The 26,475-nt window shown below is 77.2% G+C and carries 24 protein-coding genes; 9 read left to right on the forward strand and 15 right to left on the reverse strand.

The window, feature by feature from the left end; translation table 11 throughout:
- Nucleotides 1–6: 6 nt before the first annotated feature.
- The 7 genes from ACI780_RS02170 to ACI780_RS02200 form a co-directional block, all read right to left on the reverse strand.
- Nucleotides 7–744, reverse strand: coding sequence for an SDR family NAD(P)-dependent oxidoreductase (locus tag ACI780_RS02170; protein ID WP_456869821.1), 738 nt, complete (start codon nt 742–744; stop codon nt 7–9).
- Between the two features lie 50 nt (nt 745–794).
- Complete coding sequence (locus ACI780_RS02175) at nt 795–1,499, reverse strand: RNA polymerase sigma factor (protein WP_457000590.1); 705 nt, start codon at nt 1,497–1,499, stop codon at nt 795–797.
- A gap of 87 nt (nt 1,500–1,586) precedes the next feature.
- Nucleotides 1,587–2,165, reverse strand: a complete 579-nt coding sequence (locus ACI780_RS02180; RefSeq protein ID WP_456869823.1) for a YetF domain-containing protein — start codon at nt 2,163–2,165, stop codon at nt 1,587–1,589.
- 24 nt (nt 2,166–2,189) lie between these two features.
- Nucleotides 2,190–2,738 (reverse strand): redoxin domain-containing protein, encoded by a 549-nt coding sequence (locus tag ACI780_RS02185; RefSeq protein WP_457000591.1) that lies wholly within the window; start codon nt 2,736–2,738, stop codon nt 2,190–2,192.
- A complete protein-coding gene (locus ACI780_RS02190) occupies nt 2,735–4,342 on the reverse strand; it encodes an SMP-30/gluconolactonase/LRE family protein (RefSeq protein ID WP_457000592.1) in 1,608 nt (535 codons plus the stop codon). The genes ACI780_RS02185 and ACI780_RS02190 overlap by 4 nt, the downstream gene beginning before the upstream one ends.
- Before the next feature lie 26 nt (nt 4,343–4,368).
- Complete coding sequence (locus ACI780_RS02195; RefSeq protein WP_457000665.1) at nt 4,369–5,571, reverse strand: heme-binding protein; 1,203 nt, start codon at nt 5,569–5,571, stop codon at nt 4,369–4,371.
- A gap of 5 nt (nt 5,572–5,576) precedes the next feature.
- Complete coding sequence (locus ACI780_RS02200) at nt 5,577–6,542, reverse strand: SMP-30/gluconolactonase/LRE family protein (protein WP_457000593.1); 966 nt, start codon at nt 6,540–6,542, stop codon at nt 5,577–5,579.
- A 241-nt stretch (nt 6,543–6,783) separates the two neighbouring features.
- Between ACI780_RS02200 and ACI780_RS02205 the strand changes: the two genes are divergently transcribed.
- The 3 genes from ACI780_RS02205 to ACI780_RS02215 all read left to right on the forward strand — a co-directional run bounded on the left by ACI780_RS02205 (nt 6,784) and on the right by ACI780_RS02215 (nt 8,442).
- Entirely contained in the window at nt 6,784–7,038 is a 255-nt protein-coding gene (locus tag ACI780_RS02205; protein WP_457000594.1) for a hypothetical protein, read from the forward strand.
- A 124-nt stretch (nt 7,039–7,162) separates the two neighbouring features.
- The gene (locus ACI780_RS02210; RefSeq protein WP_457000595.1) at nt 7,163–7,624 is read left to right on the forward strand and encodes a DM13 domain-containing protein; all 462 of its coding nucleotides are present in this window, start codon (nt 7,163–7,165) and stop codon (nt 7,622–7,624) included.
- Nucleotides 7,625–7,650: 26 nt separating this feature from the next.
- On the forward strand, nt 7,651–8,442 hold the full coding sequence (locus ACI780_RS02215) for a DUF427 domain-containing protein (protein ID WP_457000596.1): 792 nt from the start codon (nt 7,651–7,653) through the stop codon (nt 8,440–8,442).
- 25 nt (nt 8,443–8,467) lie between these two features.
- Here the strand turns inward: ACI780_RS02215 and ACI780_RS02220 are convergent, their stop codons facing one another.
- The 7 genes from ACI780_RS02220 to ACI780_RS02250 all read right to left on the reverse strand — a co-directional run bounded on the left by ACI780_RS02220 (nt 8,468) and on the right by ACI780_RS02250 (nt 15,415).
- Nucleotides 8,468–8,851, reverse strand: a complete 384-nt coding sequence (locus tag ACI780_RS02220) for a VOC family protein (RefSeq protein ID WP_457000597.1) — start codon at nt 8,849–8,851, stop codon at nt 8,468–8,470.
- A 106-nt stretch (nt 8,852–8,957) separates the two neighbouring features.
- Nucleotides 8,958–12,230: a heavy metal translocating P-type ATPase gene (locus ACI780_RS02225; RefSeq protein WP_457000598.1), complete on the reverse strand. Its 3,273-nt coding sequence runs from the start codon at nt 12,228–12,230 to the stop codon at nt 8,958–8,960.
- 98 nt (nt 12,231–12,328) lie between these two features.
- Nucleotides 12,329–12,799 (reverse strand): N-acetyltransferase family protein, encoded by a 471-nt coding sequence (locus ACI780_RS02230; RefSeq protein ID WP_456869832.1) that lies wholly within the window; start codon nt 12,797–12,799, stop codon nt 12,329–12,331.
- A 62-nt stretch (nt 12,800–12,861) separates the two neighbouring features.
- Entirely contained in the window at nt 12,862–13,305 is a 444-nt protein-coding gene (locus ACI780_RS02235; RefSeq protein WP_456869833.1) for a hypothetical protein, read from the reverse strand.
- 28 nt (nt 13,306–13,333) lie between these two features.
- The gene (locus ACI780_RS02240; RefSeq protein WP_456869834.1) at nt 13,334–13,567 is read right to left on the reverse strand and encodes a heavy-metal-associated domain-containing protein; all 234 of its coding nucleotides are present in this window, start codon (nt 13,565–13,567) and stop codon (nt 13,334–13,336) included.
- Between the two features lie 61 nt (nt 13,568–13,628).
- Entirely contained in the window at nt 13,629–13,763 is a 135-nt protein-coding gene (locus ACI780_RS02245; protein ID WP_456869835.1) for a hypothetical protein, read from the reverse strand.
- Between the two features lie 122 nt (nt 13,764–13,885).
- Nucleotides 13,886–15,415: an MFS transporter gene (locus tag ACI780_RS02250; protein ID WP_457000599.1), complete on the reverse strand. Its 1,530-nt coding sequence runs from the start codon at nt 15,413–15,415 to the stop codon at nt 13,886–13,888.
- Nucleotides 15,416–15,570: 155 nt separating this feature from the next.
- Here ACI780_RS02250 and ACI780_RS02255 point away from each other — a divergent pair, with 155 nt between their 5' ends.
- The 6 genes from ACI780_RS02255 to ACI780_RS02280 all read left to right on the forward strand — a co-directional run bounded on the left by ACI780_RS02255 (nt 15,571) and on the right by ACI780_RS02280 (nt 23,679).
- Nucleotides 15,571–18,294, forward strand: a complete 2,724-nt coding sequence (locus ACI780_RS02255; protein WP_457000600.1) for a helix-turn-helix transcriptional regulator — start codon at nt 15,571–15,573, stop codon at nt 18,292–18,294.
- A gap of 72 nt (nt 18,295–18,366) precedes the next feature.
- Entirely contained in the window at nt 18,367–18,783 is a 417-nt protein-coding gene (locus tag ACI780_RS02260) for a hypothetical protein (RefSeq protein ID WP_457000601.1), read from the forward strand.
- A 44-nt stretch (nt 18,784–18,827) separates the two neighbouring features.
- Entirely contained in the window at nt 18,828–21,542 is a 2,715-nt protein-coding gene (locus tag ACI780_RS02265; RefSeq protein WP_457000602.1) for a helix-turn-helix transcriptional regulator, read from the forward strand.
- Between the two features lie 112 nt (nt 21,543–21,654).
- Entirely contained in the window at nt 21,655–22,125 is a 471-nt protein-coding gene (locus ACI780_RS02270) for a hypothetical protein (protein WP_457000603.1), read from the forward strand.
- A 43-nt stretch (nt 22,126–22,168) separates the two neighbouring features.
- Nucleotides 22,169–23,290, forward strand: coding sequence for a flavin-containing monooxygenase (locus tag ACI780_RS02275; RefSeq protein ID WP_457000604.1), 1,122 nt, complete (start codon nt 22,169–22,171; stop codon nt 23,288–23,290).
- On the forward strand, nt 23,287–23,679 hold the full coding sequence (locus tag ACI780_RS02280; RefSeq protein ID WP_457000605.1) for a hypothetical protein: 393 nt from the start codon (nt 23,287–23,289) through the stop codon (nt 23,677–23,679). The genes ACI780_RS02275 and ACI780_RS02280 overlap by 4 nt, the downstream gene beginning before the upstream one ends.
- On the opposite strand, the gene ACI780_RS02285 is transcribed toward ACI780_RS02280, so the two are convergent.
- Nucleotides 23,654–26,365 (reverse strand): ATP-binding protein, encoded by a 2,712-nt coding sequence (locus tag ACI780_RS02285; RefSeq protein ID WP_457000606.1) that lies wholly within the window; start codon nt 26,363–26,365, stop codon nt 23,654–23,656. The two genes, ACI780_RS02280 and ACI780_RS02285, sit on opposite strands and share 26 nt — an antisense overlap.
- Between the last annotated feature and the right edge of the window lie 110 nt (nt 26,366–26,475).

A 26,475-nucleotide genomic window follows, 5' to 3' on the forward strand; every position in this document is an offset into this window, starting at 1 on the left:
GGCTGGTCACCCGGCCAGCCAGCCGCCGTCGGCGACGACGACGGACCCGGTGACGTAGCCGGCCTGCGGCGAGCAGAGCCATACCGCGACCGCCGCGATCTCCTCGGGCTCGGCGATCCGGGACAGCGGGACCCGCTGCAGCAGCTCGGCGCTGACCTCGGACGTCATCGCGGTCCTGGTGACGCCGGGCGCGACGGCGTTCACCCGGATCCCGGCCCCGGCGAGCTCGACCGCGGCCGCCCGCGTCAGCCCGTTCACCCCGTGCTTGGCCGCGATGTAGGCCGCGTTGTCCGGCATGGCGGCGCTGCCGAGCATCGACGAGGTGTTGACGATCGCGCCGCCGCCCTGCCGGCGCATCCGGGCGATCTCGGCGCGCATGCAGTGCCAGACGCCGACGAGGTCCACCTGCAGGACCCGCAGGAACTCCTCGGGCGGGTACTCGTCCAGCGGCAGGAACGGCCCGGCCACGCCCGCGTTGTTCAGCGCGGCGTCCAGCCGGCCGAACCGGTCCACCGTGGCGTCGACCGCGTGCTCCACGGCCGGCAGGTCCCGCACGTCCGCGACGTGGACCTCGGCGGCACCACCCCCGGAGCGGACCAGGTCGGCGGTCACCGCGAGGCCGTCCGCGTCGGTGTCCAGGAGCGCGACCGCGGCGCCGGCACCGGCGAACCGGACCGCGCTGGCCCGGCCGATCCCCGACGCCGCCCCGGTGACCAGGACGGCAGAACCGGTGAGGTCGTCCATGGCCGCTCCCGGGCTCGGCGGTGGGTCCCGGAGCCAGGGTGCACCGGCGGTCAGCCGCGGTGGAGGTCCTCGAGCGCGGCGCGCAGGGCGGCCCGGCCGCGGTGCAGCAGGACGCGCTGGTTGACGGCCGACAGGCCCAGCGCCGCGCAGGTCTCCTCCGCCGACATGTCCTGAACGTCGCGCAGCTGCACCACCAGGCGCTGGCGCTCGGGCAACCCGGCCAGCGCCCGGTCCAGCTGCTGGGCGAGCTCCCGGTTGAGCAGCCCGTCCTCGGGCTGCTCCCAGGGCCGGGGCGCGCCGGTCGACGTCCAGTGCCCGGGGTACGCGCCGTCCGGCCCCTGGAAGCGGGCCGGGTCGACCGTCGGGCCCGCCGGTGGTGCGCCGGTGAGCTCGGCGGAGGACACGACGCGGGAGTCCCGCACCCACCGGCTCCTCGCCCGGTTGACCAGGATGGAGAAGGTCCAGCTCCGCACCGTGGAGCGTCCCTCGAACCGGGCGATCCCGCTGACGACCGCCAGCCACGTCTCCTGGACGACGTCCTCCGCGGCGTGCCGGTCGTGGACGTAGCGCCGGGCGACGGAGAGCATCACGGGCGACCACGCGTCGACGACCTCCGCGAACGCCGCGGCGTCCCCCGCGCGCAGCCGGTCGAGCAGGGCCGCGTCCACGGTGTCCCTGGCGTCGGTGTCCCTGGCGTCGGTGTCCCTGGCGACGGGATCCCTGGAGTCGAGTGCCTGGCGGCTGGGCGACGTCATCGTTCCTCCCCGGGCCGGCTGGGCGTCAGCCTCGCCCCGCCGGGGACCGGTACGCCTCGCCCGGCGGGCGATCTCACCCGGGTGAGATCAGCGCGCGGCGTCCCGTCCGGCCGCGAGCCCGTCCACCGCGCGGTGCAGGGCGTCGAGTCGCCGGTGGAGGGCGTCGACGTCGCCGCGCGTGGCCGACATCCGGGCGGGCTCCAGCCAGACGACGATGCTGCCGCCGGGACTCAGGCCCGCCTCCGCGACGTCGTCGGCGCCGTCGGCGCCCTGCACCCGCAGCGCGGCCTCGACGTCGGCCCGCCGCAGGCCCTCCCGCCGCAGGGCCCGGTCCAGGAACCGGCCGTGCCGGACCAGCGTGACGTCCGACCCCTCGAGCACCCGGACCGCGCGCTCCGAGCGGGCGATCAGCCGCACCACCACCGCGTTGACGGCGACGAGCACGGCGGCGGCCAGCAGACCGCCGGTCAGGCTGTCGTCCGGCCCGATCAGCGCGTCCTGGACGACGTTGGACAGCAGCAGCACGACGACGAGGTCGAAGGAGTTCAGGTGGGCGAGGTTCCGCTTCCCCGCGACCCGCAGCAGCAGCGCGAGCGCCGCGTAGACGGCGAGGGTGCGCAGGACCTTCTCGGCCGCGGGGACGTCGAGGGCCCAGATGTCGGACACGGCGCGGTCCCGGGCGGCACCGGGTCACGCCGAGGCCCGCGCCCGGCTCCAGGCCGCGCGTGCCTCGTCGGTGGTGGGGTCGAAGTCGGCCTTGGTGCGCCGGAACAGGTCCTGCAGGTCCCGCCAGAGCTGGTCGGCCGACGGGCGCCCCCAGAACCAGTAGCCGCAGTACACCCGGTCGATCACCAGGCCCGGGGCGAGCACCAGCGTGTGCGGCACGGTGGCCGCGTGGTGCGGATCGGTGTACTCGTTGATCTCCAGGGCCCGCTGGACCGCCAGGTCGCCGTCGGACAGGAAGGTCCACCACGCACCGGTGGAGCTCTTCAGCTTGTACGTGTCGTGCAGGTCGTTCGGGACCACGGTGACCAGCGTCGTGAAGGCCAGCGGGAGGACCTCCTGCAGCCGCAGCAGCTCCCGGTGGTGGGCCCGCTCGCGGGGGCAGTGCTCACCCCGGCCGAGCTGCAGGACCATGGCGTCGGAGCCCTGCAGCCGCGACAGCCGCCACCGGGTGCCGTTCTCGTCGGGCAGCTCGAAGTCGGGCAGCACGGCTCCCGGTTCCAGTCCGGTGCTCACCGGTCCTCCTCCGCCCGGTCCGCCGTGCCGGGCCGCGCGCCGCCGACCCGGGTCCGGACGCGGTAGACGCTGGTCATCGCCGTCACGTACAGGGTGCGGCGGTCGGCGTCGCCCCAGGTGGCGTTGTGCGGGCTCTCCGGCAGGTGCAGCGTGCCCAGGTGCCGGCCCTCGGGGGTGAGCACCCAGATCCCGGACGGCCCGCAGACGTAGAGGTTGCCGGCCCGGTCCACCTCGAGGCCGTCGACGGCGTCCTCGCCCTCGGCGTCGGTCGTGTCGACCAGGACCCGGCCGCCGGACAGCGACCCGTCGGCCGCCACCTCGTAGCGGACCACCACCTTGGCGGCGGGGTCCCAGTTGCCCACGTAGAGGTACCGCTCGTCGGGGGACAGCGCGATCCCGTTGGGTCCGGCCAGGTCGTCGGCGAGGAGCCGCACGACCCCGTCGCGCACGCAGAACACGCCGCTGAACGGGAGCTCCCGCTCGGCGTCGGCGGCGCCGCCGGGCAGGCCGAACGGGGGATCGGTGAAGAACAGCGTGCCGTCGGAGCGGTACACCAGGTCGTTGGGGCTGTTGAGCCGCCTGCCCTGGTACCGGTCGGCCAGGACGGTGACGTCGCCGTGCGGCTCGACGCGCAGCACCCGCCGGTTGCCGTGCTGGCAGAGGGTCAGGCGTCCCTGCGGGTCGAGGGCCAGCCCGTTGGAGCCGGGCTGGGCGAAGCGGCCGATGTCGGCGCCTGCGTAGCCGCTGTGGGAGCGGAACACCGTCACCGGGCCGCCCGGACGCCAGCGGTAGACGTGGTTGGTGTTCGGGGAGCTGAACAGCAGCGCGCCGTCCGGCGTCCACACCGGGCCCTCGGTGAACTCGAAGCCACCGGCCACCCGCTCGAGCACGGCGCCGGGCTCCAGCACCGCGTCGAGCGCCGGGTCCGCACGCGTCACCCGGAGGTCGGCCCGCTCGGTGCGCCGCGCCTGCTCGGGACGGTAGAGGTCGAGGGTCGCGCCGCGCAGCCAGACGTAGTTCCGCGGAGACGCCGAGATGGGGCCGTTGGCGCCGAAGACGGCGATCCGGAACGTCTGGCCGGGCCGGGCGTCGTCGGTCAGCACCACCCGGTTCGGCGCGTTGAAGCCGGCCACCACCTGACCGCCGGTGTCACCCAGGGCGACGGGGAGCCGGCCGTCGACCCACACCTCGGCGTAGTCGTCGACCACGACCTCGAAGACGACGGTGCACCCGGTGGGGTCGAGGTCCCCGACCCGCTCGGGGACGGTCACGCCGAGCCGGTACCAGCCGAAGCAGACCCGGCCCCCGGCCAGGCGCAGCTGCGTCTCGGCGGGCGAGAGCACCCGCCAGCCGGAGTCGTCGAAGTCGGCGGCCCCGGCGTGCGGCAGCACGTCGAACGTCCGGTTGGGGACGTCGCCCGGGCCGAGCGGGTCGTCCGGCGACCCGACCTCGACGAAGTCGATCTCCTCGACCCGGGCATCGGCGTACCGCCAGGTGGCCCCGACCAGCGCGGCGCCCTGGTCGGTCTGCAGGTCGACCACGGCGGCCGCGGGGCCGGGGAGGAGCTGCGTCGGCCGGGGCAGGTCGGCCGTGGTGCTGAGCACGGTCGGGAGCGGAGGAGCCGCCACGGCTAGGCCACCACCTTCGTCACCAGGTACAGGAACGGGTCGGAGACCTCGACGAACTGGTGCGGCACACCGGCGGGCACCACGAGGACGTCGCCCTCGGCCAGGGCGTGCGAGGTCCCGCCGACGATCGACTCGGCGCGCAGCTCGCCCGGTGCCACCTCCCGGGCCGCGTGCATGGTGCCGCCGGTGACGACCGTGGCCCGGCCGCGGACCACGCGCATGACGTCGACGACGGCGGCGTGGTACTCGACGGCTCCCGGTGCCGTGCGCCGCCCGGCGTCGACCTGGTAGCGGTCGGTGTCGACGAGCAGGCCGCCCTGCCGGAACACCTCCTCGACGTCGCCGCCAGGGACGTGGACGGCGTCCCGGGTGCCCGCGCCGGACGCGGCCCGCTCGCCGGCGTCCCGGCCGAGCTCGGCGAGCTCCTGGTCCTCGTCGGCCGAGGAGGCCCCGCTGACGCCGACCGCGCCGACGACGTGGCCGTCCACCTCGATGGGCATGCCGCCCTGCAGCGGTACCGCGCCGGCCAGGTGCAGGGCCGACGGCCGCCCGCCGGAGGCCTGCCGCTCGAAGTCGCGGCTGGGCCGCCGGTAGAGCGCCGCGGTGCGGGCCTTGTCGGTGGCCACGCCGACGCTGGCCACCTGCGCCGCGTCCGGGCGCCACAGGAACACCAGGTCCCCGCCGGCGTCGACCGCCGCCACCACCGGGGCGACGCCGCGGGCCGTGGCCGCCTCGGCGACGGCCCGGACGGCCACCTGCGCGGCCGTGGCGCCGAGCGCCGGGACCTCCCGCGCACCCGTCACCGCGGACGCCCCGGCCAGGGAGACCGACTCGTCCTCGTCCGGTGTCTCGCCGCTGGTCCCGATCGCCCCGACCACCTCGCCGTCGACGGTGAGCGGCACGCCGCCGGTGAGGGCGCGCGCGCCGTGCAGGGCCAGCGCGCCCAGCCGCCCGTCGGTCACCTGCTGCTCGATCTCCCGGCTGGGGCGGACGAAGACCGCCGCGGTCCGGGCCTTGTCGATGGCCACCTGGTCGCTGGCGGCCTGGCTGCCCTCCGTCCGCCGCAGCGCGAGCAGGCGCCCCGAGGCGTCGACGATCGCGATGACGACCCGGTGGCCGTGCTCGGTCGCGTGCTTCTCCGCGGCGGTGAGCACGGCGTCCACGCCGGCGCCGTCCAGGACCTTGCGCGTGCGGACCGCGGTCATGGCGGTCACGCTCCTCTCGTGTTCAGGACGGCCACCCAGACGGCCGTGTCCGCGGTGATGAACAGCCGGTCGCGGTCGCGACCGCCGAAGGTGAGGTTCACCGCACCGCCGGGGACGGCGATGCGGCCGAGCAGCGTCCCGTCGGGCCGGAGCACGCGGACGCCGTCGCCGCAGCACACGTAGACCCGGCCGGCGGTGTCGACCGCCAGCCCGTCGGGCGTCCCCACGGGGATGACGTCGAGGAGCCGCCGAGCCCCGAGGGCATCCCCGCCGACGACGTCGTAGGCGTGGACGGAGTGCGGCCGGCCGGGATCGACGCTGCCCGGCCCCTGCACCGCGCCGCTGTCGGCGACGTAGAGGACCGACCCGTCGGGGGAGAAGGCCAGCCCGTTGGGCTTGTCGAGGTCGTCGGCGACCACCCGCAGGTCGCCGGTCCCCGGGTCGAACCGGTACACCGCGTCCGGCAGCCGGGGGGCCGGCCGGAAGTGCTGCAGGTGCCCGTAGGAGGGATCGGTGAACCAGACCGTCCCGTCCCGGCGCACCACGACGTCGTTGGGGGAGTTCAGGGGCCGCCCCTCGTGGCGGGCGACGACGGCGGTCGTGGCCCCGGTGCGGGGGTCGAGGGACGACAGCCGCGCCGGGGCGTCGAACCCGCCCTGGTCGCACACGAGCAGGCCGCAGGCCCACGCGGTCATCCCGTTCGGCACGACCGCGGCGGCCGGCACGGTGCTCACCCGTCCGGCGTCCAGGCCGGCCCGGTCACCGTCCAGCGCGATCCGCCGGACCAGTGCCCCGGGCGGCCGGCCCACCGGGGTCGTGGTGACGTAGAGCGCGTCCTCCTCCGGCAGGTACGTCGGGCCCTCGTGCGCGTCGCACCGGACGAGGACCTCCAGCGAGGGACGCCTGCCGGTGACGGCGGCGAAGTCCCGGTCGGCCGCGACGAAGGCGTCCGCCGCCGTGGCGGTCACCACGCACCGGTCCGGGGGTGCGGCCCGTCCGCCCGGCCGGTGTGCGGTCCGGTGTCCCCAGGAGCCATGCCACGCCTCCCGTCTCCGTGCCCGCCGCCGGTCGGCGGCCCGTGCAGGTGCTGTCGCCGGTCGGCCGCCGGCGTTTCACCGGGAGCCCGGCAGCGGGCGGCTGTAACCCCTCGGGGGCCTGCGGTGACGACGGTGGTGGAACGGCGTCCCCTGGAGAGGTCGGGAGTGGTCGGACATGTCGCGCAGCACGACGGACGGTTCCCGGCTCCACGAGCTGGCCCGCCGCCAGCAGGGGCCCGTGGAGGTGGCGCTCCTGTGGGACCGGAGGACCGGCGGGGCGGTGGTCGTCGTCTGGAACTGGAGCACCGGGATCTGCCTGCAGCTGGAGGCGGGCGCCGACCAGGCCGCCCACGCCTACGCACACCCCTGCGCGTACGCCGCCGCACGCGGCGTCCCCGCCGCCGACATCCGCCGGGCCGCCCTGTCATGACGCGGACCGGCGAGGCCACCGGTCCCGCGCACGCAGCGGCGCGGCCCGGGGAGCGGCCGCGGCTCCTGCGCAGGAGGTGGGTCCGGCTGACGGCTGCCGGACCCACCTCCTCGCCGTCGGGGCCGTGTTCTGGTTCCAACCGCAGAAGCTGCTCTACGACCAGCGGGTCGACGAGGCCCTGCCCGCGGCGGTCCCCTCGTCGTCCCTGGCACCCGGATCGGTCGCGCCGCCGGTGACGGAGCCGGTGGAACTGGCCTCCGGCAGCTTCACGTCCCGGGAGCACGAGACCGTCGGCACCGCTCGGCTCCTCCGGCTGCCCGATGGCGGGCTGGTCGTCCGGTTCGAGGGGTTCGCCACGTCCAACGGACCGGTGCTGGTCGTGTGGTTGACGCAGAACCCGGCCGGCGGCCCGGCGGACGGGTTCGACGACGACCACGTCGACCTCGGCCCGCTCAAGGGCAACGTGGGCGACCAGAACTACCCGGTGCCCGCAGGCGTCGACGGCACCGCGTACACCGGTGTCGTCGTCTGGTGCGACCGCTTCGACGTGCCCTTCGGGGCAGCCGACCTCTCCCCGGCCGGCTGACCGTGCGCCCACGAGATGGAGGAGACGTGACCGCTCCGTTCGCCCCGGCGGGCCGGGACCACCCCGTGATGGCGGCCACGGCAGGTCGCGTCGAACCCTCACCGCGGCGGGTCAGCGCCACCCTGGGCGGCCGGACCGTCTTCGACTCCGTCCGTGCGCGCTACGTCTGGGAGAAGTCCGCCTACCCGCAGTACCACGTCCCCGTCGACGACGTCGACGACGCCGTCCTGGTCGACGAGGGCAGGCAGACGCCGTCCCGGTGGGGACCGGCGCGCCGGTACGGCCTGCGGGCGGGAGAGGAGGAGCGGCCCGGCAGCGTGCAGGTCTTCGGCGCCGACGCCGTTCCCGGGGTGGCCGGGACCGCCCGCTTCGAGTGGGCCGCGCTCGACGCCTGGTACGAGGAGGACGAGCAGGTCTTCGTCCACCCCCGCAACCCGTACGTGCGGGTCGACGCGCTGCCCTCGCACCGCCACGTGCGCGTGGCGCTGGACGGCCGGCTGCTCGCCGACACCACGCGCCCGGTGCTCGTCTTCGAGACCGGACTGCCCACCCGCTACTACGTCCACCGCACCGACGTGGCCTTCGAGCACCTCGTCCGGACCGGCACCCGGACGGCGTGCCCGTACAAGGGGGTCACCTCCGACTACTGGTCCCTGCGGGACGGGACGACGCCGGCACCCGAGGACGTCGCCTGGTCCTACACGTTCCCCACCCGGCAGCTCCTGCCGATCGCGGGCCTCGTCGCCTTCTACAGCGAGCGGGTCGACGTCGAGGTCGACGGCGTGCCCGTCCCGCGGGCCTGGTCCGGACCCGTGTGACCGGGAGGTGCGGACGGGCGCCCGGTCAGCCGGCCTGGTCGACGCAGAGGATGTTGCCCTCGCTGTCGGTGAACCAGGCCGCCCTGCCCATCCCCGGGATCGAGGCGATGGCACCGGACCACTCGATGCCGGGCATGTCGTAGTGCTCGAACCGCACGCCCTTCGCCTCGAGGTCGCGGACCTCGGACTCGATGTCGTCGACGTGCACCTGCGCCAGCGTGTGCCCCGCCTGTCCCGCGAAGTCGGTGCGGTAGACGCTGAACGCCGTCCCGCCGGCGGTGCGGTAGGTGAGCTGGACGCCCTCGACCTCCGCGACGGGGGTGAGGCCCAGCTTGTCGGCGTAGAAGTCGCGCGCCCGGTCGAGGTCGCTCGCGGGGATGTTGGCCTCGACTCGGCTGTCGTTCAGCATGGCCGCCTCCGGTCGGCTCGGTGCTGTTCCCCCGTGCGGACGGCAGGACGGTAGACCCGCGGCCGGACCGGAGGAAGGGTCCGTGGTCACTGCGCCGCTGCCCGGGTCAGTGGGCCTGCACGGTGAACGGGACGGTGACCACGGTGCCGTCGGCCAGGCGGAACTGCGCCCACAGCCGGTAGGTCCCGGCGGTCGGGAACTCGGCGTGCACGTCGAGCTCGGGTCCGAAGGTCTGTCCCGGGAGGGCGAACACCGGCCGGCCCGACGCGTCCTCGACCTCGGCGTGCTCGTGGGCGAACGTCGTCGCGCCGGCCCGCATGACCACGACGTGGCCGGCGGCGGCCAGGTAGGGCTGCAGGTCGTCGACCGGGCGGCCGGTCGAGGCGTCGGTGAGCGTGAGGCGCAGGTCGCTGACGCCTCCCGCCTCGGCGTCGCCCGCGAGCTCGACCCGCACGCCGTCGATGACGACGCTGCGCGGCCCGGCGGCCAGGACCACCGGCTCCGGCGCGGGGCCGGCGACGGTGACCACCTGCCGGGCGTGGACGTCGGCCATCTCGCCCTGCCGGCGGAACTCGGTGTTGACGACGTACCGGCCCGCGGTCGGGAAGGTGACGTCGACGGCGAGCTGCCCGGGCTCGCCGGTGGGCCGTGGGTGGACGTGGGCGAACGTGCCGAGGTCCTCCCGGGTGGTGATCAGGTGCATCCACGCCTCGTGGCTGCGGGTCAGGTCCTCGACCGGCTCACCGGTGGCGCCGTCGACGACGGTGGCGACCAGCCGCGCCGGCTCTCCCGGGCGCACGTCGTCGGGCAGGTCGAGGCGGACCTCGAGCCCGGCGTCGGCGGCCTCGGTGGCCGGCACCTCGGCGGTCATCATCACGCTCATCGCCGGCCGCATCGGCATGCCGGTGCCCTGGGTCCAGGCCAGCTGGCCGTTCATGCCGCGCTCGGCGACGTCCATCCGCGACACGGCGGTCAGCCCGGCGCCCAGCGCGAGCGCGACGACGGCGACGGCGGTGAGGTGGGCGTACTGGCCGACCCGCTCGCGCAGCGGCGGGGACAGGATCTCCGCGGCGGTGGCGGGGCGGCGGAAGCGGCGCAGCCGCAGGGCGTTGGTGACCACGCTGACCGAGCTCATCGCCATCGCCGCCGACGCCAGCACCGGGTCCAGCAGCAGCCCGTCCCACCAGTACAGGGCGCCGGCCGCGACCGGGACCAGCAGCAGGTTGTAGCCGAAGGCCCAGCCCAGCCCCTGCTTCATCGTGGTCACCGTGCGCCGGGACAGCGCGATCGCCGACACGATGCCGCGCAGGTCCCCACCGACGAGGGTGACGTCGGAGGCGGCGATGGCGACGTCGGCGCCGGTGCCGATGGCGATGCCGACGTCGGCGGCGCTGAGCGCGGCGGCGTCGTTGACGCCGTCGCCGCAGAAGGCGACGACGTGCCCCTGCTCCTGCAGCCGGCGCACCTGCGCCGCCTTGTCCGCCGGCAGCACCTCGGCCAGCACGTGCTCGATGCCGACCTGCTCGGCGATCGCGGCGGCGGTGGTGGCGTCGTCGCCGGTGAGCATCCACACCGACAGGCCGAGGGCCTCGAGCTGGGCGACCGCCTCGGCCGACCCCGGCTTGACCGTGTCGGCGACCGCGAGCACCGCGGCCGGTCCGCCGTCGACCGCGGCGTACATCGGGGTGCGGCCGGCCGCGGCCTCGGCGGCGGCGGTGGGCTGCAGCGCGGTGACGTCGACGCCGCGGGCGGCCATCAGGGCCCGGTTGCCCACCAGGACGTGCCGGTCGCCCACCACGGCGTCGACGCCGTGGCCGGGGACGGCGTCGAAGGAGCGCAGCGGCGGCAGGACCAGCCCGCGGTCGGTGGCGGCGGCCACGATCGCCTCGCCGACGGGGTGCTCGCTGCCGGTCTCGGCGGCCGCCACCAGCGCCAGGAGGTCGTCCTCGGCCCACCCGCCGGTGGGGGTGACCCCGGTGAGGGCGGGCCGGCCCCGGGTGATGGTGCCGGTCTTGTCCAGGACGACGGCGGTGACTCGGCGCGCGGTCTCCAGGGCGTCGCCGTCGCCGATGAGGACGCCGAGCTCGGCGGCGCGGCCGGTGCCGACCATGACCGCGGTCGGGGTGGCCAGCCCCAGGGCGCACGGACAGGCGATGATCAGCACGGCGATCGTCGTGGTGATCGCCATGGTCATCGAGCCGTCGTCCGGTCCGAACACCGCCCAGGCGACGAAGGTGGCCGCCGCCAGCCCCAGCACGAGCGGCACGAACCAGGCCGAGACCCGGTCGGCGAGGCGCTGCATCGGGACCTTCGCGCCCTGCGCGTCCTCGACCAGGCGCACGATCTGGGCCAGCGCGGTGTCGGCGCCGACGGCGGTGGCCCGCAGCACCACGGTGCCGGTGCGGTTGAGCGTGGCGCCGATGACGGTGTCGCCGGTGGTCTTGTCCACCGGCAGGCTCTCGCCGGTCAGCATGCTCTCGTCGACCGCGGTGGCGCCGTCGGTCACGATGCCGTCGACCGGGACCTGCTCGCCGGGCCGCACCCGGACCAGGTCGCCGACGACGACCTGCTCGACCGGGACGTCGACCTCGGCGCCGTCGCGCAGCACGCGCGCGGTCCTCGGCGCGAGGCCGACCAGGGCGGTGACCGCCGCGGCGGTCTGCCGCCGGGCGCGGGCCTCCATCCACCGGCCCGCGAGGACCAGGGCGAGGACGACCAGCGCGGTCTCGAAGTACACGTGCAGCGGCAGCCCCCACCGCTCGGCGGCCGCGGGCCAGAGGGTGACGAAGGCGCTGTAGCCGTAGGCGACGCCGGTGCCCAGGGCGACCAGGGTGTTCATGGTCGTCGACCGGTGCCTCGCGGCGGTCCAGGCGGCACGGTAGACGTCCCGGCCGGCCCAGAACTGCACGACCGTGGCCACGACGAGGACCGCCGGCATCAGCCAGTCCATGGCGTCGAGGTACAGCGGCACGTACATCAGCACCATCAGGCCGAGGCCGACGGCGAGGGTGACCTGCCACCGGCGCTTGAGCGAGGTCAGGTGCGCGTCGTCACCACCGTCCGGGACCTCGGCCGGGGCGGCCTCGGGCGGGGCCTCGCGGCGCAGGGTCGCCGAGTAGCCGGCGCGGGTGACCGCGGCGGTCAGCTCGGCCAGGCCGACCCGGGCCGGGTCGAAGCGGACGGTGGCGGCCTCGGTCGCCAGGTTCACCTCGGCGCGGGCCACGCCGTCGAGGCGGTTCAGTGCCTTCTCCACCCGGCCGACGCAGGAGGCGCACGTCATGCCGCCGATGTCGAGGGTGCAGCTGGCCGGCTCGGTCGCCGTGGCGGGGGCGGCCGGTGCGGTCGTCATCGCGGTGGTCGTCATCGCGGTGGTCGTCATCGCGGTCTCCTGGGGGCGACGTGATCGGGCTCAGGCGGGATCGTCCGGCGGGGGTCGGCGGCCTCGGACCGGCGGGATCGCCGGGTCCGGCGGGCCGCTCAACCCACGGCGGTGTACGCGGCGGGTGTCCAGGCCGCGACGACCTTGGGCCGCAGGGTGGCGCCGAGGCGGCGGTAGAACCGCTGGGCGTCGACGTTGTCGGCCTCCACGCCCCAGCGGACGAGCAGCTGCTCGGGTGCGGCGAGGGCGGCGAGGGCGGCCATCAACCGCCGGCCGACGCCGCCGTCGCGGCAGCCCGGGCGGACGTAGAGGTCGTCGAGGTCCAGCACGTCGCCGCCGGTCCACAGGTGCAGCCGGCGGACGGCGGAGACGTAGCCGACGGCCGCGCCGTCGCGCTCGGCGAGCAGGACCAGCACGTCCGGACGCCCGAGCAGCTGCTGCCACCGCTCGTCGGTGACGTGGACGTGCTCGGCCTGGTCCTCGTGGGCGGCGATCTCGCGGACCATCGCGGCGACGGTCGCGGCGTCGGCGGGGGTCGCGCGGCGGATGGCGGTGGCGGGAGGGGACACGGCGGGCTCCGGTGTCAGCAGGGGGCGGTGTCAGCAGGGGGCGGTGTCAGGAGGAGTCGGGGTCAGCAGGAGGCGTACTCGGACGGGCGCAGCAGCATGGCCGCGGCCATCGCCGGGAGCATCAGCACGTGGCCCCACAGCAGTAGGGCGCCCTCGCCGATGAGCCCGAGCGCCAGCGGCACGAACAGCACCAGGAACGGCAGGTACATCGCCGCGCCCATCTCGGCGATCGGCCGCCAGCGGTGCCCGCGGACCCTCATCCACGCGGACATGCCGACGGTCATGTTCGTGGCCATGACCAGCGCGCCGGTGTAGGGGTCCGCCATCAGCCAGGAGGCGTCGACGGCGTCGAGGGCGACGGTCCACACCGGGTGCAGGGCCACCATGCCGACGGCCATCGCCACGACCATCTCGAGGAAGTGGAGGGCGAACCTCCGGGCGCTCGGGCGGTGCGCGGGGTGCGCGGCTGCGGCCGGGGTGTCCCGGGTGGGCGTCGGGGTGGTCACGGCCGGCCTCCAGGGGGGTGGGCGGGGGTCACGGGAGGAGGGCGTAGCCGGCCTCGTCGACGGCGGCGGCGATGTCCGCGCGGTCCACGGGGTGCTCGGCGGTGACGGTGACGGTGCCGGTCGCCAGGTCGACGGCGACCGACCCGACGCCGTCGACCGCGGCGATCTCCTCGGTGACGGCGCGGCGGCAGTGGTCGCAGGTCATGCCGGTGACGGTGAAGGTGGTCGAGCCGGTGAACGTGCGGGGCGTGCTGGACAGCATCGGGAGCTCCTCGGGTGTGGGTGGTGGGTCGGGGACGGGTGTCGGTGCGCGGGGAGGGCGGTCAGGGGCAGCACCGGCGGGGACGGCGGCGCCAGGGCCGGGAGGGCCGCAGGCACCGGGTGCGCCGGGCCCGGTCGGCGTCGCCGATCAGCTCCTGGGCGCGGGACCGGGCGAGGTACTCGTGGGCGAAGGACACGTCGGGCTCCTGGGGGGGTGTCGGTGCGGACGGGGACGACCCTGCGGGTGGGGGGAGGTGCTCACACCGGGGGAATCGCCGGGATCGCCGGCCCGGGGAGGACCGGCGATCCCGGCCGCGGCTCAGTGGCCGTGGGGGCCGTGGCCGTGGGGGCCGTGACCGTGGGCGCCGTGGGCCCCCGCTCCGGCTGCCGGCCGGCCGGCGGGCACGGCGAGCAGGGTGAGCAGGAACAGGCCGGCGAGGACGACGGCGGTGGCGACGAAGGCCCGGCCGTAGCCGTCGACGAGCCCGGTGCGGGTGGCGAGGTCGCCGGCGATCGCGGTGAGCCCGGCGACGCCGAGGGCGGCGCCGATCTCGTGGCCGGTCATCATCAGCCCGGACGCCAGCCCGGAGCGCTCGGCGGGGACGTCGCTCATCGCGGCGACGGCGATGGCCACGAACATCGGGCCGACGCCGGCGCCGACGAGCAGGAAGCCGGGGAGGACGTCGGCGGCGTAGGAGGTGCCCCCGGCGCTCGCGGCCAGCAGCAGCACGCCGGCGGCCATGACCACCAGGCCCCCGAGGATCAGCGTGCGGGCCCCGAGGTGGCCGATGGCCTTCGACGCCGCGGCGGCGGCCAGGGTGATCGCGCCGGCCAGCGGCAGGAACTGCAGCCCGGCGACGACCGGCGAGGACCCCACGACGGCCTGCAGGTACAGCGAGCTGAGGAAGATCGCGCCGACCACGGCACCGGTCACGCCGGCCATGACCGCCGACGCCGAGACCAGCGAGCGCATCCGCCAGGTCGCCGGGGGCACCAGCGGGTCGGCGGCGCGGCGCTCGAGCCGGGCGAACGTGGCGAGCAGCACCGCGGCGGCGGCGAGCGCGATCCACGTGCGCGGCGCGGTCGGTCCCGCCGAGCGGATGGCCTCGATGCCGAACACCAGCGCCAGCAGCCCGGTCACCAGGGTCAGCGCGCCGGGCACGTCGAGGCGGCGCAGCGCGCCGGGCTGCGCGCCGCCGCGGGCCACGGACCGCAGGGTGCCGGCGACGACGACGACGCCGATCGGCACGTTGATGAAGAAGACCGCCCGCCAACCCAGGGCGCTGGTCAGCGCGCCGCCGAAGAGCACACCGGCGGCGATGCCCAGGCTGCCGACGGTGCCCCAGACGGCGAGCGCGGTCTGCCGCTGCCGGCCGGCGTAGGCGGTCATGATGATCGACAGCGCGGCCGGGGTCAGCAGCGCGGCGCCGGCGCCCTGCGCCGCCCGCGACAGGATCAGCGTGAGCGGGGTCTGCGCCAGGCCGCTGACCAGCGAGGCGGCGGTGAACAGGCCGACGCCGGCGAGGAACGCCCCCCGCCGGTTCAGCAGGTCGGCGATCCGCCCGCCGAGCAGCAGCAGGCCGCCGGAGAGCAGCACGTAGGCGCTGATCGTCCACTGGTAGTCCGCGGCGGACAGCCGCAGGTCCTCGCTGATCGACGGCAGCGCGACGTTGACCACCGACACGTCCAGGATGACCATGAACTGGGCGGCGATCATGAGCGAGAACACCGCCCACGACCGGCGCGGACCGTCCTCGTCGACGGGCGCCGGGGTGGGTGAGCCCGGCGCGTGGTGGGTCGGGTGCCCGTGGGCGTGCGCCGCCGGCTCGGCAGCGGAGTGGATCGACATGGTCGCCTCCTCGATGGCAGGTCTCGGTGCGCCTGCCACCGTCGCCGCCGGCGGCGCCCGGTCTCGCCGGGAATTTCGCCGGGGTGGGTCCTGCGTCGTGGGTCCCTGCGCCGGGAAACGACTCGATCCCGTCCGGATCGGACTAGGGTCTCGCCGTGTTGTCCGGCCGGGACCGCGAGCGCGCGGCCGTCGCGGCGTTGGTGGACGAGGCGTGGGCCGGGCGGGGCGGGGCCCTGGTGGTCCTCGGGCAGCCGGGCGTGGGCAAGTCGGCGCTGCTGGCCGACGCGGTCGCGCGGGCCGACGGCATGACGGTGCTGCGCACCCAGGGCGTGGAGTCGGAGTCCCCGCTGGCGTTCGCCGCGCTGCAGCGGCTGCTGCGCCCGGTCGTGCGCGACGGCGTGCAGCACCTGCCGCAGCCGCAGGCCCGGGCGCTGCGGGCGGCGTTCGGCGAGGTCGACGACGGCCCCGGCGACCGCTTCCTCGTCTTCCTGGCGGCGTTGAGCGTGCTCGCCGACGCCGGACAGCACCGCCCGGTGCTCGCCGTCGTCGACGACGCCCACTGGCTCGACGACGCCTCCGCCGCGGCGCTGCTGTTCGTGGCCCGCCGCCTGCAGGTCGAGCGGGTCGCCCTCCTGTTCGCCGCCCGGGACGCCGACGTGCGCACCTTCGACAGCGGCGACCTGCCCTCCCTCTCCCTCGGCGGCGTCGACGCCGAGGCGGCCGGTGAGCTGATCGGCACCCGTGCCGGGGTGTCCGTCCCCGCGGACGTGCGCGACGCGCTGCTCGCGAGCACCGGGGGCAACCCGCTGGCGCTCGTGGAGCTCGCGGAGGCCCTGACGTCCGAGCAGCTGTCCGGCCGGGCGCGGTTGCCCGCCCGGCTCCCGCTGACCGGGGGCGTGGAGCGTGCCTTCCTCGACCGGTACCGGCGACTGCCCGAACAGGCCCGGACGGTGCTGCTGGTGGCGGCGGCCGACGACTCCGGCCGGGCGGGGGTCGTGCAGCGGGCGGCCGCCGCCCTGGGAGCGGGGGAGGACGCGCTCGTCGCGGCCGAGAGCTCCGGTCTCCTCCACGTCCGCGACGCCACCGTCGACCTCCGGCACCCGCTGGTGCGCTCGGCGGTCTACGGCGCCGTCACCAGCACCGAGCGCCGCCGGGTCCACCGGGCCCTCGCCGCCGTCCTGACCGGTCCCGAGGAGGCCGACCGGCGTGCCTGGCACCTCGCGGCCTCCACCGAGGAGCCGGACGAGGCCGTCGTGGCCGAGCTCGACGCCGCCGCCGAGCGGGCCCACGCCCGAGGTGGTCTGGAGGCGGCCGCGTCCGCCTGGGAGCGCGCGGCCGAGCTGTCCCCGGCCGGGGACGGCCGGGCCGGGCGGCTCTACGCCGCGGCCCGCGCCGCCTGGCTGGCCGCCCAGCCGGCCCGGGCCCGGGCGCTGGTCGACGCCGCCCGGGCCCAGGCCCGGGACCCGCTGCTGCGCGCCGACGTCCTGCGGCTGCGGGCCCGCATCGAGTGGAACACCGGCTCGCTGCACACCGGGCAGCGCATGGTGCTCGAGGCCGCCGCGGAGGTCGCCGCCGACGACTCCCAGCGGGCCCGCGAGATGGCCATGTTCGCCGTGGCGCTCGCCGCGTTCGGGGCACGTTCGGGCAGCCCCGTCGACCCCACCGCCCTGGTCCCCCCGCCGGTACCCGGAGCGCCGTTGCGCGCCCGCTGCTTCTCCGGTCTGCTGCACGGCCTCGACGCCGCCGTGCGCGGCGACTGGCAGACGGCCACGGGTCCGCTCGACGAGGCCTTCGCCCTCGCCGAGCACCTCGCCGAGGACGACCAGGACCTGCTGCCCAACCTCGGCATCGCCGCGGTGTACCTGGGCGACGACGCGCTGATCCGGCGGTACCACGAGCAGCTGCTGGCCCGGGCCCGGAGCACCGGCGCGGTCCTGATGACCCTCTACTCCCTGGCCCGGCTCGGGTTCGCCGAGCTGACCAGCGGGCGGTGGACCGCTGCCCGCGCCGCGGCCGCCGAGGCGCTGCCGCTGGCCGAGCAGACCGGGCACCGGGGGCTGGCCGCCCTGCCCACGGCCTGGCTGGCGTTGCTGGCCGCGCTCCGCGGCGACGACGCCGTCGACCGGCACCTCGCCGATGCCGAGCAGATCTGCGCCGAACACCCGCTCGGCATCCTCGCCGAGGTGGTGCCCGACGTCCTGCGCTGGGCCCGCGGCGTGCGCGACGCCGACGAGCCCGCCGCCGCGCTGCACCAGCTGGAACGGATCCGCCACCCGATCACCCGCCGGCTGGCCGCCGCCGACCGCATCGAGGCCGCCGTGCGCGCCGGGCAGCCGGACCTGGCCCGCGCCTGGGTGGCGGAGCTGGCCGGCTTCGCTGGGGCGACCGGCTCCGCCTGGGCGCAGGCCGTGGCCGAGCACGGCCTGGCGCTGCTCGGCGACGGCCCGGAGGCCGAGCGCCACTTCGAGCAGGCCCTCCTCGCCCACGCCGAGGCCGAACGCCCGCCCGACCGGGCCCGCACCCAGCTGGCCTACGGCGCCTTCCTGCGCCGCTCCCGTCGCCGGGTCGACGCCCGTCCCCACCTGCGCGCCGCCCTGGAGACGTTCGAGGACCTCGGTGCGCCGCGGTGGGCCGACCGCGCCCGGCAGGAGCTGCGGGCCTCCGGGGAGACGACCCGTCGCCGCGACGTCTCCACCGTGGTGGACCTCACGCCCCAGGAGGTCCAGGTGGCCCGGCTGGTGCGCCAGGGGCTGTCCAACCGGGACGCCGCCGCCCAGCTCTACGTCAGCCCCCGCACCGTCGACTTCCACCTGCGCAACGTCTTCACCAAGCTCGGCGTGAGCAGCCGCACCGAGCTGGCCGCCCACCCGCTCGACTGATCCCCCGGCGCGCGACCGGCCCGGCCGTTCCGCCGGTGCGGCCGCCGGCGGGACGTCCCCAGCATCGAGCGGGTGCGGAGCAGCTCGTGGACGCCGGTCGAGCCGGTGACCGACCCCTCCGCCGTCCTGACGCTGGTCGGGGTGCAGCTGCGGCTGCGCGGCGGTGCCGACGCCGGCGTCGTCGTGGCCTGGGCCGACCGCATCCGTCCGGAGCTCGACCGCACACCCGACCTGGCCGGTTACGTCCTCCGGCTCGCCGCCGGTGAGCTGTGGGTGGTGTCGGCCTGGAGCCGCCGGGCGTCCCTCGCCGCCTTCGCGGGCGGCGCCCTGCACACCGCCGCCCAGCGGGAACTCCGTCCGCTGCTGCACCCCCCGGTCACCGACGTCTGGCGAGCCACGCCCACCGAGCTGCCGCCTCCCTGGGAGGAGGTCCGCCGGCGGCTCTCCGCCGCGGAGGAGCGGACGCGCGCCCGCCTGGGGGACCGGTGACGGGCCCGGCCCGCCCGCACGACGGGTGGGTACCGTCCAGGCCCGTGCTGGCCGGACGGGACCCCGAGCGCGCGGCGATCGCCGCCCTGCTCGACGGTGCGCGCACCGGCACCGGGGGCGCGCTGGTCGTCCGCGGCGTGGCCGGGGCCGGCAAGTCGACGCTGCTGGCCGATGCCGTCTCCTCCGCCTCCGGCATGACGGTGCTGCGCACCTCGGGCGTGGAGTCGGAGTCGCCGCTGGCGTTCGCTGCGCTGCAGCGGCTGCTGTGGCCGCTGCGCTCCTCCCTCGCCGCGCTGCCCGAGCCGCAGCGGACGGCCCTGGGCGCCGCGCTCGGCGAGGCCGCCGGTGAGGGCGACCGCTTCCTGGCCTTCCTGGGCACGCTGAGCCTGCTCGCCGACGCCGCCGAGCGACGTCCCGTGCTTGCCGTCGTCGACGACGCGCACTGGCTCGACGACGCCTCGGCCGCGGCCCTGCTGTTCGTCGCGCGCCGGCTCCAGGTGGAGCGGGTCGCGGTCCTCTTCGCCGCGCGCGACGGCGACACCCGCCGCTTCGACGCACCCGACCTGCCCACGGTCGTCCTCGGCGGGGTGACCGGGGCGGACGCCGACGCGGTGCTGCGCGCGCGGGCCGGTGGTGCGGTCGACCCGGGCGTGCGCGACCGGCTGGTGACCGCCACCGGCGGGAACCCGCTGGCCCTGGTGGAGCTCGCCGCGGTGCTGACCGCCGACCAACTGGCCGCGCGAGCACCGCTGCCGGCGCAGCTGCCGCTGACCGGCGGCGTGGAGCGGGGCTTCCTGGACCGGTACCGGCGCCTCGGCGAGGCGGCGCAGCGGTTCCTGCTGGTGGCCGCGGCCGACGACACCGGCCGGCCGGCCGTGGTGCGCGACGCCGCCGAGCGCCTCGGGGCCGGGGAGGACGCACTGGACGAGGTCGAACGCGCCGGGCTGCTGGGCGTCGACGGGGAGGTGCTCGTCCTCTACCACCCCCTGGTGCGCTCCGCGGTCTACCGGGCCGCCACCAGTGCGCAGCGCCGGGCGGCACACCGCGCGCTCGCCGCGGCGGTCGGCACCGACCCCGATCGACGCGCCTGGCACCTGGCCGCCGCCGCCGACCGGCCCGACGAGGAGGTCGTCGCCGCCCTCGACGGCGTCGCCGAGCGCGCTGCCGCCCGGGGCGGTCACGAGGCCGCGGCCGACGCCTGGGCCCGCGCCGCCGAGCTCACCCCCGGCGGCGAGGCGCGCGGCCGCCGGTCGTACCTGGCCGCGTCCGCGGCCTGGGCGGGTGCTCATCCCTCCCGCGCGACGGCCCTCGCCACCGCGGCCGCGGCCGAGGTGACCGATCCGCTGCTGCGGGCACGGCTGCTCCTGCTGCAGGGGCAGCTCGAGTGGAACACCCGCTCCCTCGACGACGGCTACGACCTCGTCCTGCAGGCCGCGCAGGTCGCCGCCGGTGCGGACCGGGCCCTGGCGCAGCAGTTGGCCATGCTGGCCGCGTCGCTGTCGGCGTGCGGGGCGCGGTCACCGCGCGCCGTCGACCTCACGACGCTCGTGCCCGCGCCGGCGCCGGACGCGCCGCCTCGATCACGGGCCGCACGGGCGCTGATGCACGGCTTCCTCGCCGCCGACCGTCAGGACTGGGCGGCCGCCGCCGAGGCGTTCCGGTGCGCCTTCGCCCTCACCGACGCCGACCCGGTCGACGACCACGTGCTGCAACCCAACCTCGGCGTCGCGGCGTGGCTGGTCGACGACGACGAACGGGACCTGCGGCTGCACGAGCAGCAGCTGACCGCCGCCCGCCGGGCGGGTGCCCTCACCATGGTCGAGCACGCCCTCACCCGCGGCGCCCAGGTCCAGATCGCGACGGGCGCGTGGGGGAGGGCCGCGGCCGCGGCGGCAGAGGCGCTGCCGCTGGCCGCTGCCACCGGCCACGCCGGCCTGACGGCACTGCCGACCGCGGAGCTGGCCGTGGTGGCGGCGCTGCGCGGGGACGACGCCGCGGACCGTCACCTGGCCGAGGTGGTGGCCGTCCGCGAGACGCACCCGGTCGGCATCTCCGACTTCCTCGTCATCGACCTGCTGCACTGGGTGCGCGGCCTGCGCGCCGCCGGCCGACCCGCCACCGCGCTGCACCACCTCGAGCGGATCGCCAGTCCCCGGCTGCGCCGGATGGCGGCGCTCGATCGCCTGGAGGCCGCCGCCCGGGCCGGCCGCGACGACCTCGCCCGCGCGTGGCTGACCGAGCTCGAGGGCTTCGCGGCCGGTACCGGCGCGCCCGCCGCGGTCGCCGTCGTCGAGCACGGGCACGCCCTGCTCGCCGAGGGCGAGGCCGCGGAGGAGCACTTCCGGCGCGCGCTGGCCGCGCACGCCGGCTCGCTGCGGCTGCCCGACCGGGCCCGCACCGAGCTCGCCTACGGCGAGCACCTGCGCCGGGCCCGGCGGCGGGTCGACGCCCGCGGGCACCTGCGCAGCGCGCTGGCCCTCTTCGAGGACCTCGGCGCGGTGACCTGGGCCGAGCGGGCCGCGGCCGAGCTGCGGGCCTCCGGGGAGACCGCCCGCCGCCGCGACGTGTCCACGGCCACCGAGCTCACCGCCCAGGAGCGGCAGGTCGTCGCGCTGGTCCGGCAGGGTCTGTCCAACCGGGACGTCGCCGCCCAGCTGTTCGTGAGCGTCCGGACCGTCGACTTCCACCTGCGCAACGTGTTCAGCAAGCTCGGCGTCACCTCCCGCACCGAGCTCGCCGCGCTCCCCCTGGACCGCTGACCCGGGGAGCCCGGTCGGGGCCAGGCGACCGACCTGGCGGTTCTGCCGGCGTGACGCCGACGGCCGGCTCCTAGCGTCCGAGCCGCACCCAGCCCGGACCGAGGAGACCCCGATGACCCGCGCGACCGCCGCCCCGGACCTCGCGACCCGCCGCGCCGACGGCGTGCGCGGCGTCCTCGTCCGCCGCTGGCCGGCCGCGCTCGGTGCCGTCGCGGCCGCCAACGGCCTCGCGCTCGTCGCCCGGCTACCCGAGCCCGCGCAGGCCTGGACGAGCGCGTGGTGCGTGCTGCTGGCCGCGGTCGTCTACCTGACCTGGGGCACCGCCCGCGGCGACCTGGGTGACCGGCGGCTGCTGACCGCACAGACCGCGGCGGTGCTCGGCTTCGGCGCGGTGGCCCTCGCCGCGGTCGCCGTCGAGCCCGCTGCCGCCCGCTACGTGCTCGCCGCCGGCTGGCTCGCCCACGCCGCCTGGGACGGCGCCCACCACCGCCTGGGCCGGGTCGTGCCGCGCTGGTACGCCGAGACCTGCCTGGTCGCCGACCTCGTCGTCGCCGCCGCCCTGCTCACCGTCGGCCTCGGCTGACCGCACCCGCCCCCTCCCCACCACACGCCGACCAGGAGACGCCATGACCCTCCCCACCCGACCCGCGGACCGGCTCCTCGACGTGCTCGTCGTCGGCGCCGGCCAGGCCGGCCTCGCCCTCGGGCACCACCTCGCCGCCCGCGGCGCGGACCTCCTGCTCGTCGACGCCGGCCCGGAGATCGGCTCCGCGTGGCGGGACCGGTGGGACTCGCTGCGGCTGTTCAGCCCGGCCCGGTACGACTCGCTGCCGGGCCTGCCGTTCCCCGCCCCGGCCGACAGCCACCCGGGCAAGGACGACGTCGCCGACTACCTGGCCGCCTACGCCGCGCACTTCGCCCTGCCGGTCCGGCTGGACACCCCGGTGGTCCGGCTGCACCGCGAGGCCGACGGCACCTTCACCGCCACCACCCCGACCGGGACGCTGCGCGCCCGGCAGGTCGTGGTCGCCACCGGCCCGTTCCAGACCCCGCACGTCCCGGCCCTCGCCGGCCGGCTGGACCCGGACGTGCCGCAGCTGCACAGCTCCGCGTACCGGAACCCGGCCCAGCTGCCCGGCGGCGGCCGCGTGCTGGTCGTCGGCGCGGCCAACTCCGGCCTGCAGATCGCCGCCGAGCTCGCCGCCACCCAGCCGGTCACCGTCGCGGTCGGCACCCGGCCGACCGAGCTGCCCCAGCGCATCGCCGGCCGTGACCTGTTCGACTGGCTGGACGCGGTCGGCTTCTTCACCGTGCCCGCGCGCAGCCGCCTCGGCCGCCGGCTGCGCGCCCGCGGCGACCTGGTCATCGGCACCCGCAGCCGCGCACTGCGCCGGCGGGGCATCGAGTTCCGCCCGCGGCTGACCGACCTGGCGGGCGCCACCGCCGTCTTCGCCGACGGGACCACCGTCGACGTCGACGCCGTCGTGTGGGCGACCGGCTACCGGCCCGACCACTCCTGGCTGCACGTGCCCGGCGCCCTCGACGACGCCGGCGCCGTCCGGCACACCGCCGGGGTCACCGACGTGCCCGGGCTCTACGTCCTGGGCCAGCCCTGGCAGACCTCCCGCGGCTCGGCGCTGCTCGGCTTCGTCGGCGCCGACGCCGCCGCGCTGGCCGACCGGATGGCCGCCGACGCGGAGCAGGCGGGGACCGGCTCCCGTCCGCCGGTGGCGGGGGTGGCCCGGTGAGCGCCGTCCTCCGGGCCGGTCCCGCACCGCCGGCGCCGCGGCGCGCCGCGCTCGCCGGCTGCGTCCGCGCCCTGCTGGTGCCGCTGCCCGGCCTGGCCGCCCTGGTCGTGGGCTGGACGCTCGCCGGCGCGACCGGGTGGGCAGCCGCCGGAGCCGCCGTCGCGGTCTGGGCCGCCGGCAGCGCGCTGTGGCTGCGCCGGCAGGCGTGGCCGCCGGCGCTGGTCTCCCTGGTGACGTGGGCGGTGCCGGCGGCGCTGCTCGCCCCGCTGGCCGTCCTGGGCTGGCTCCCGGCCGACGGGCTGGTCCTGTGGAGCCCGCTGACCACGGTGCTGGTGGTCCTGGCGGTGGCCCCACCGCCGGCCGCTACAGCTCCAGCGGGAGCGCGGTGAGCTCGGCGCGGGAGCTGACGCCGAGCTTGCTGAACACGTTGCGCAGGTGGAAGTCGACGGTCCGGACGCTCACGAACAGCTGGGCGGCGACGTCCCGGTTGGACAGACCCTGCCGGACCAGCGCGACGACCTGCCGCTCCTGGGCGGTGAGGTCGGTGGCCGTGGACACGTCGCGGCGGCGGGCGGTCTCCCCGGAGGCCCGCAGCTCGGCCGCGGCCCGCTCGGCCCAGGTCACCGCGCCGAGGTCCTCGAAGAGGGCCAGCGCGCTGCGCAGGTGCCCGCGGGCGTCGACCCGCCGCCGGGCCCGGCGCAGGTGCTCGCCGTAGGCGAGCTCGGTGCGGGCCCGGTCGGGCAGCCGCGGCGAGCCGGCGTGCGCGGCCAGCGCGCGCCGGAAGTGCTCCTCCGCGGCCTCGCCCTCGGCGAGCAGGGCGTGCCCGTGCTCGACGACGGCGACCGCGGCGGGCGCGCCGGTACCGGCCGCGAAGCCCTCGAGCTCGGTCAGCCACGCGCGGGCGAGGTCGTCGCGGCCGGCCCGGGCGGCGGCCTCCAGGCGATCGAGCGCCGCCATCCGGCTCACGCCGGTCTCGGTGATCTGCTCCAGGTGGTGCAGGGCGGTCGCGGGCTGCCGGGCGGCGCGCAGGCCCCGCGCCCAGTTCAGCAGGTCGACCACGACGACGTCGGTGACCCCGCCGAGGTGCCCGGCCCGGATGCCGGCCGCCTCCTCGACGAGACGCTCGGCGTCGTCGTCGCCGCGGCGGGCCGCCAGCACGGCGAGCTGCGCGGTCGGGAGCGCGACCATCCCGGGGTGGCCGGTGCTGGCCGCCAGCGGCACCGCCTCGGTCGCCGCGCCGGCCGCTCGCGCCCAGGCGCCCACGGCGAGCTGGATCTGCACGCCGCGGGTCAGTGCGTACTCGACGGTGGCGAGCGCTCCGGCGCGGCGGGCGGCGGCCAGCAGCTGCTCGTGCAGGCGCAGCCCGCGCTCGTCGTCGCCGATGACCAGGGCGGCGATGCCGAGGTTGCGCTGCACGTGGTCGTCCCGGACGTCGGCGTCGGTCAGCGCGAATGCGTCACGGAAGGAGCCAGCCGCGGCTGCCCAGTCCCGGCGGGCGGCTGCCGTGAACCCGCGCAGCAGAGCCGCCGCGGCCCGCACCCGCGGTGGGGCGTCCGGTGCGGGGGCGGCCACCAGTCCGGCCGGGTCCGCCGGCTGCGGGGAGCGGGCGCCGTACACGGTCAGGGCCGCGGCGATCACCGCCAGCTGCTGCGCCAGCGCCGGGTCGACGTCGCCGGCGACCCGCGCGGCCTGCGCCACGAGGTCGTAGCCGTCGTCCAACGACCCGGTCGTCCAGGCGATCTGCCCCTGGAGGGCCAGCAGCTGGGCTCGCAGCAACGGCTCGGTCACCTCGGCCGCCGCGGCGGACGCGAGTGCCGTCGCCCGCGACGGGTGCGCACCCAGCCACGCCGCAGCCGCGGCCCGGTACAGCCGGCGGCCACGGGCCGGGCCCGGGGCGGTCAGTTCGGCGGCGCGGGCCCAGGCGGCGTCGGCGGCCTCGTGGCCACCGCGACCGGTGGCACGCTCGGCGACGCCGTCGAGCGCGGCGACGACGGCCTCGTCGGGCCGGTCGGTCGCCGCCGCGAGGTGCCAGGCACGGCGGTCGGGGTCGGCGCCCGACACCTCGGCCAGCACCCGGTGCGCGGCCCGGCGCTGGGCGCTGGGAGCCGCCCGGTAGACCGCCGAGCGCACCAGCGGGTGGTACAGGGACAGCACGCCCCCCTCGACGCGCAGCAGGCCGGCCCGCTCGGCCTCGTCCAGGGCCTCGTCGCCGGCGCCGAGGCGGTCGGCGGCGTCGCGGACGACGGTGAGCCGGCCGGTGTCATCGGCCGCGGCCACCAGCAGCAGCCGCTGCGCCGCCTCGCCGAGCCGCCGGTACCGGTCCAGGAAGCCCCGCTCCACCCCACCGGTCAGCGGCAGCGCCGCCGGCAGCGGCGCCCGCCCGGTGAGCTCGTCGGGGGAGAGGACGCCGGCGAGCTCGCCGAGCGCGAGCGGGTTGCCGCCGGTGGCGGCCACCAGCCGGTCGCGCACCTCCGGGTCGACGTCGGCGCCGGACCGCTCGGCCAGCAGTGTCCCGGCGGCCGCCCCGGTCACCCCGCCGAGGACGAGGGTGGGCAGGTCGGGCGCGTCGAGGGAGTGCGCCTCGCCCTCGCGGGCGGCGAACAGCAGCGCCACCCGCTCGGCCTGCAGCCGGCGTGCGGTGAACAGCAGCGCGGCGGCCGAGGCGTCGTCGAGCCAGTGCGCGTCGTCGACGACGGCCAGCACCGGGCGCTCCTCGGCGGCGTCGGCGAGCAGGCTGAGCGTGCCCAGGAACGCCAGGAACCGGTCGCCCTCGCCCTCGGCCTCGCCCAGCGCCGCGCGCAGCGCCCGCCGCTGCGGCGCCGGCAGCGCGTCGAGGCCGCCGCGCAGCGGCCACAGCAGCCGCTGCAGCGCGGCGAAGGCCAGCGGCGACTCCGACTCCACGCCCTGCGTGCGGAGCACGGTGGCGTCCGACGCGGCGGCGACCGCCTCGGCCAGCAGCGTCGACTTGCCCGACCCGGCGACGCCGCGCACCACCAGCGCTCCGCCCCGCGCGTTCCGCGCGGCGTCGAGCAGGGCGGCCACCGTGCCCCGCTCGGCGTCGCGACCGGCCAGCACGGCGCCGACCGTACCGGCCCGCGGGCGCCGTCCCGGCCTCCCGGACCCGGCGACGTCGCCGGTCCGAACGCCCCCGGTCCCCGGCGATCCTCGGGGTGCACTCCCACTCC

Source organism: Geodermatophilus sp. SYSU D00814 (assembly GCF_054050055.1).

Coding starts and splice junctions, on each gene's coding strand:
- ACI780_RS02270 (WP_457000603.1), top strand. CDS start 21,655: ATGACCCGCGCGACCGCCGCCCCGGACCTCGCGACCCGCCGCGCCGAC.
- ACI780_RS02220 (WP_457000597.1), bottom strand. CDS start 8,851: ATGCTGAACGACAGCCGAGTCGAGGCCAACATCCCCGCGAGCGACCTC.
- ACI780_RS02170 (WP_456869821.1), bottom strand. CDS start 744: ATGGACGACCTCACCGGTTCTGCCGTCCTGGTCACCGGGGCGGCGTCG.
- ACI780_RS02205 (WP_457000594.1), top strand. CDS start 6,784: ATGTCGCGCAGCACGACGGACGGTTCCCGGCTCCACGAGCTGGCCCGC.
- ACI780_RS02225 (WP_457000598.1), bottom strand. CDS start 12,230: ATGACGACCACCGCGATGACGACCACCGCGATGACGACCGCACCGGCC.
- ACI780_RS02250 (WP_457000599.1), bottom strand. CDS start 15,415: ATGTCGATCCACTCCGCTGCCGAGCCGGCGGCGCACGCCCACGGGCAC.
- ACI780_RS02175 (WP_457000590.1), bottom strand. CDS start 1,499: ATGACGTCGCCCAGCCGCCAGGCACTCGACTCCAGGGATCCCGTCGCC.
- ACI780_RS02195 (WP_457000665.1), bottom strand. CDS start 5,571: ATGACCGCGGTCCGCACGCGCAAGGTCCTGGACGGCGCCGGCGTGGAC.
- ACI780_RS02275 (WP_457000604.1), top strand. CDS start 22,169: ATGACCCTCCCCACCCGACCCGCGGACCGGCTCCTCGACGTGCTCGTC.
- ACI780_RS02240 (WP_456869834.1), bottom strand. CDS start 13,567: ATGCTGTCCAGCACGCCCCGCACGTTCACCGGCTCGACCACCTTCACC.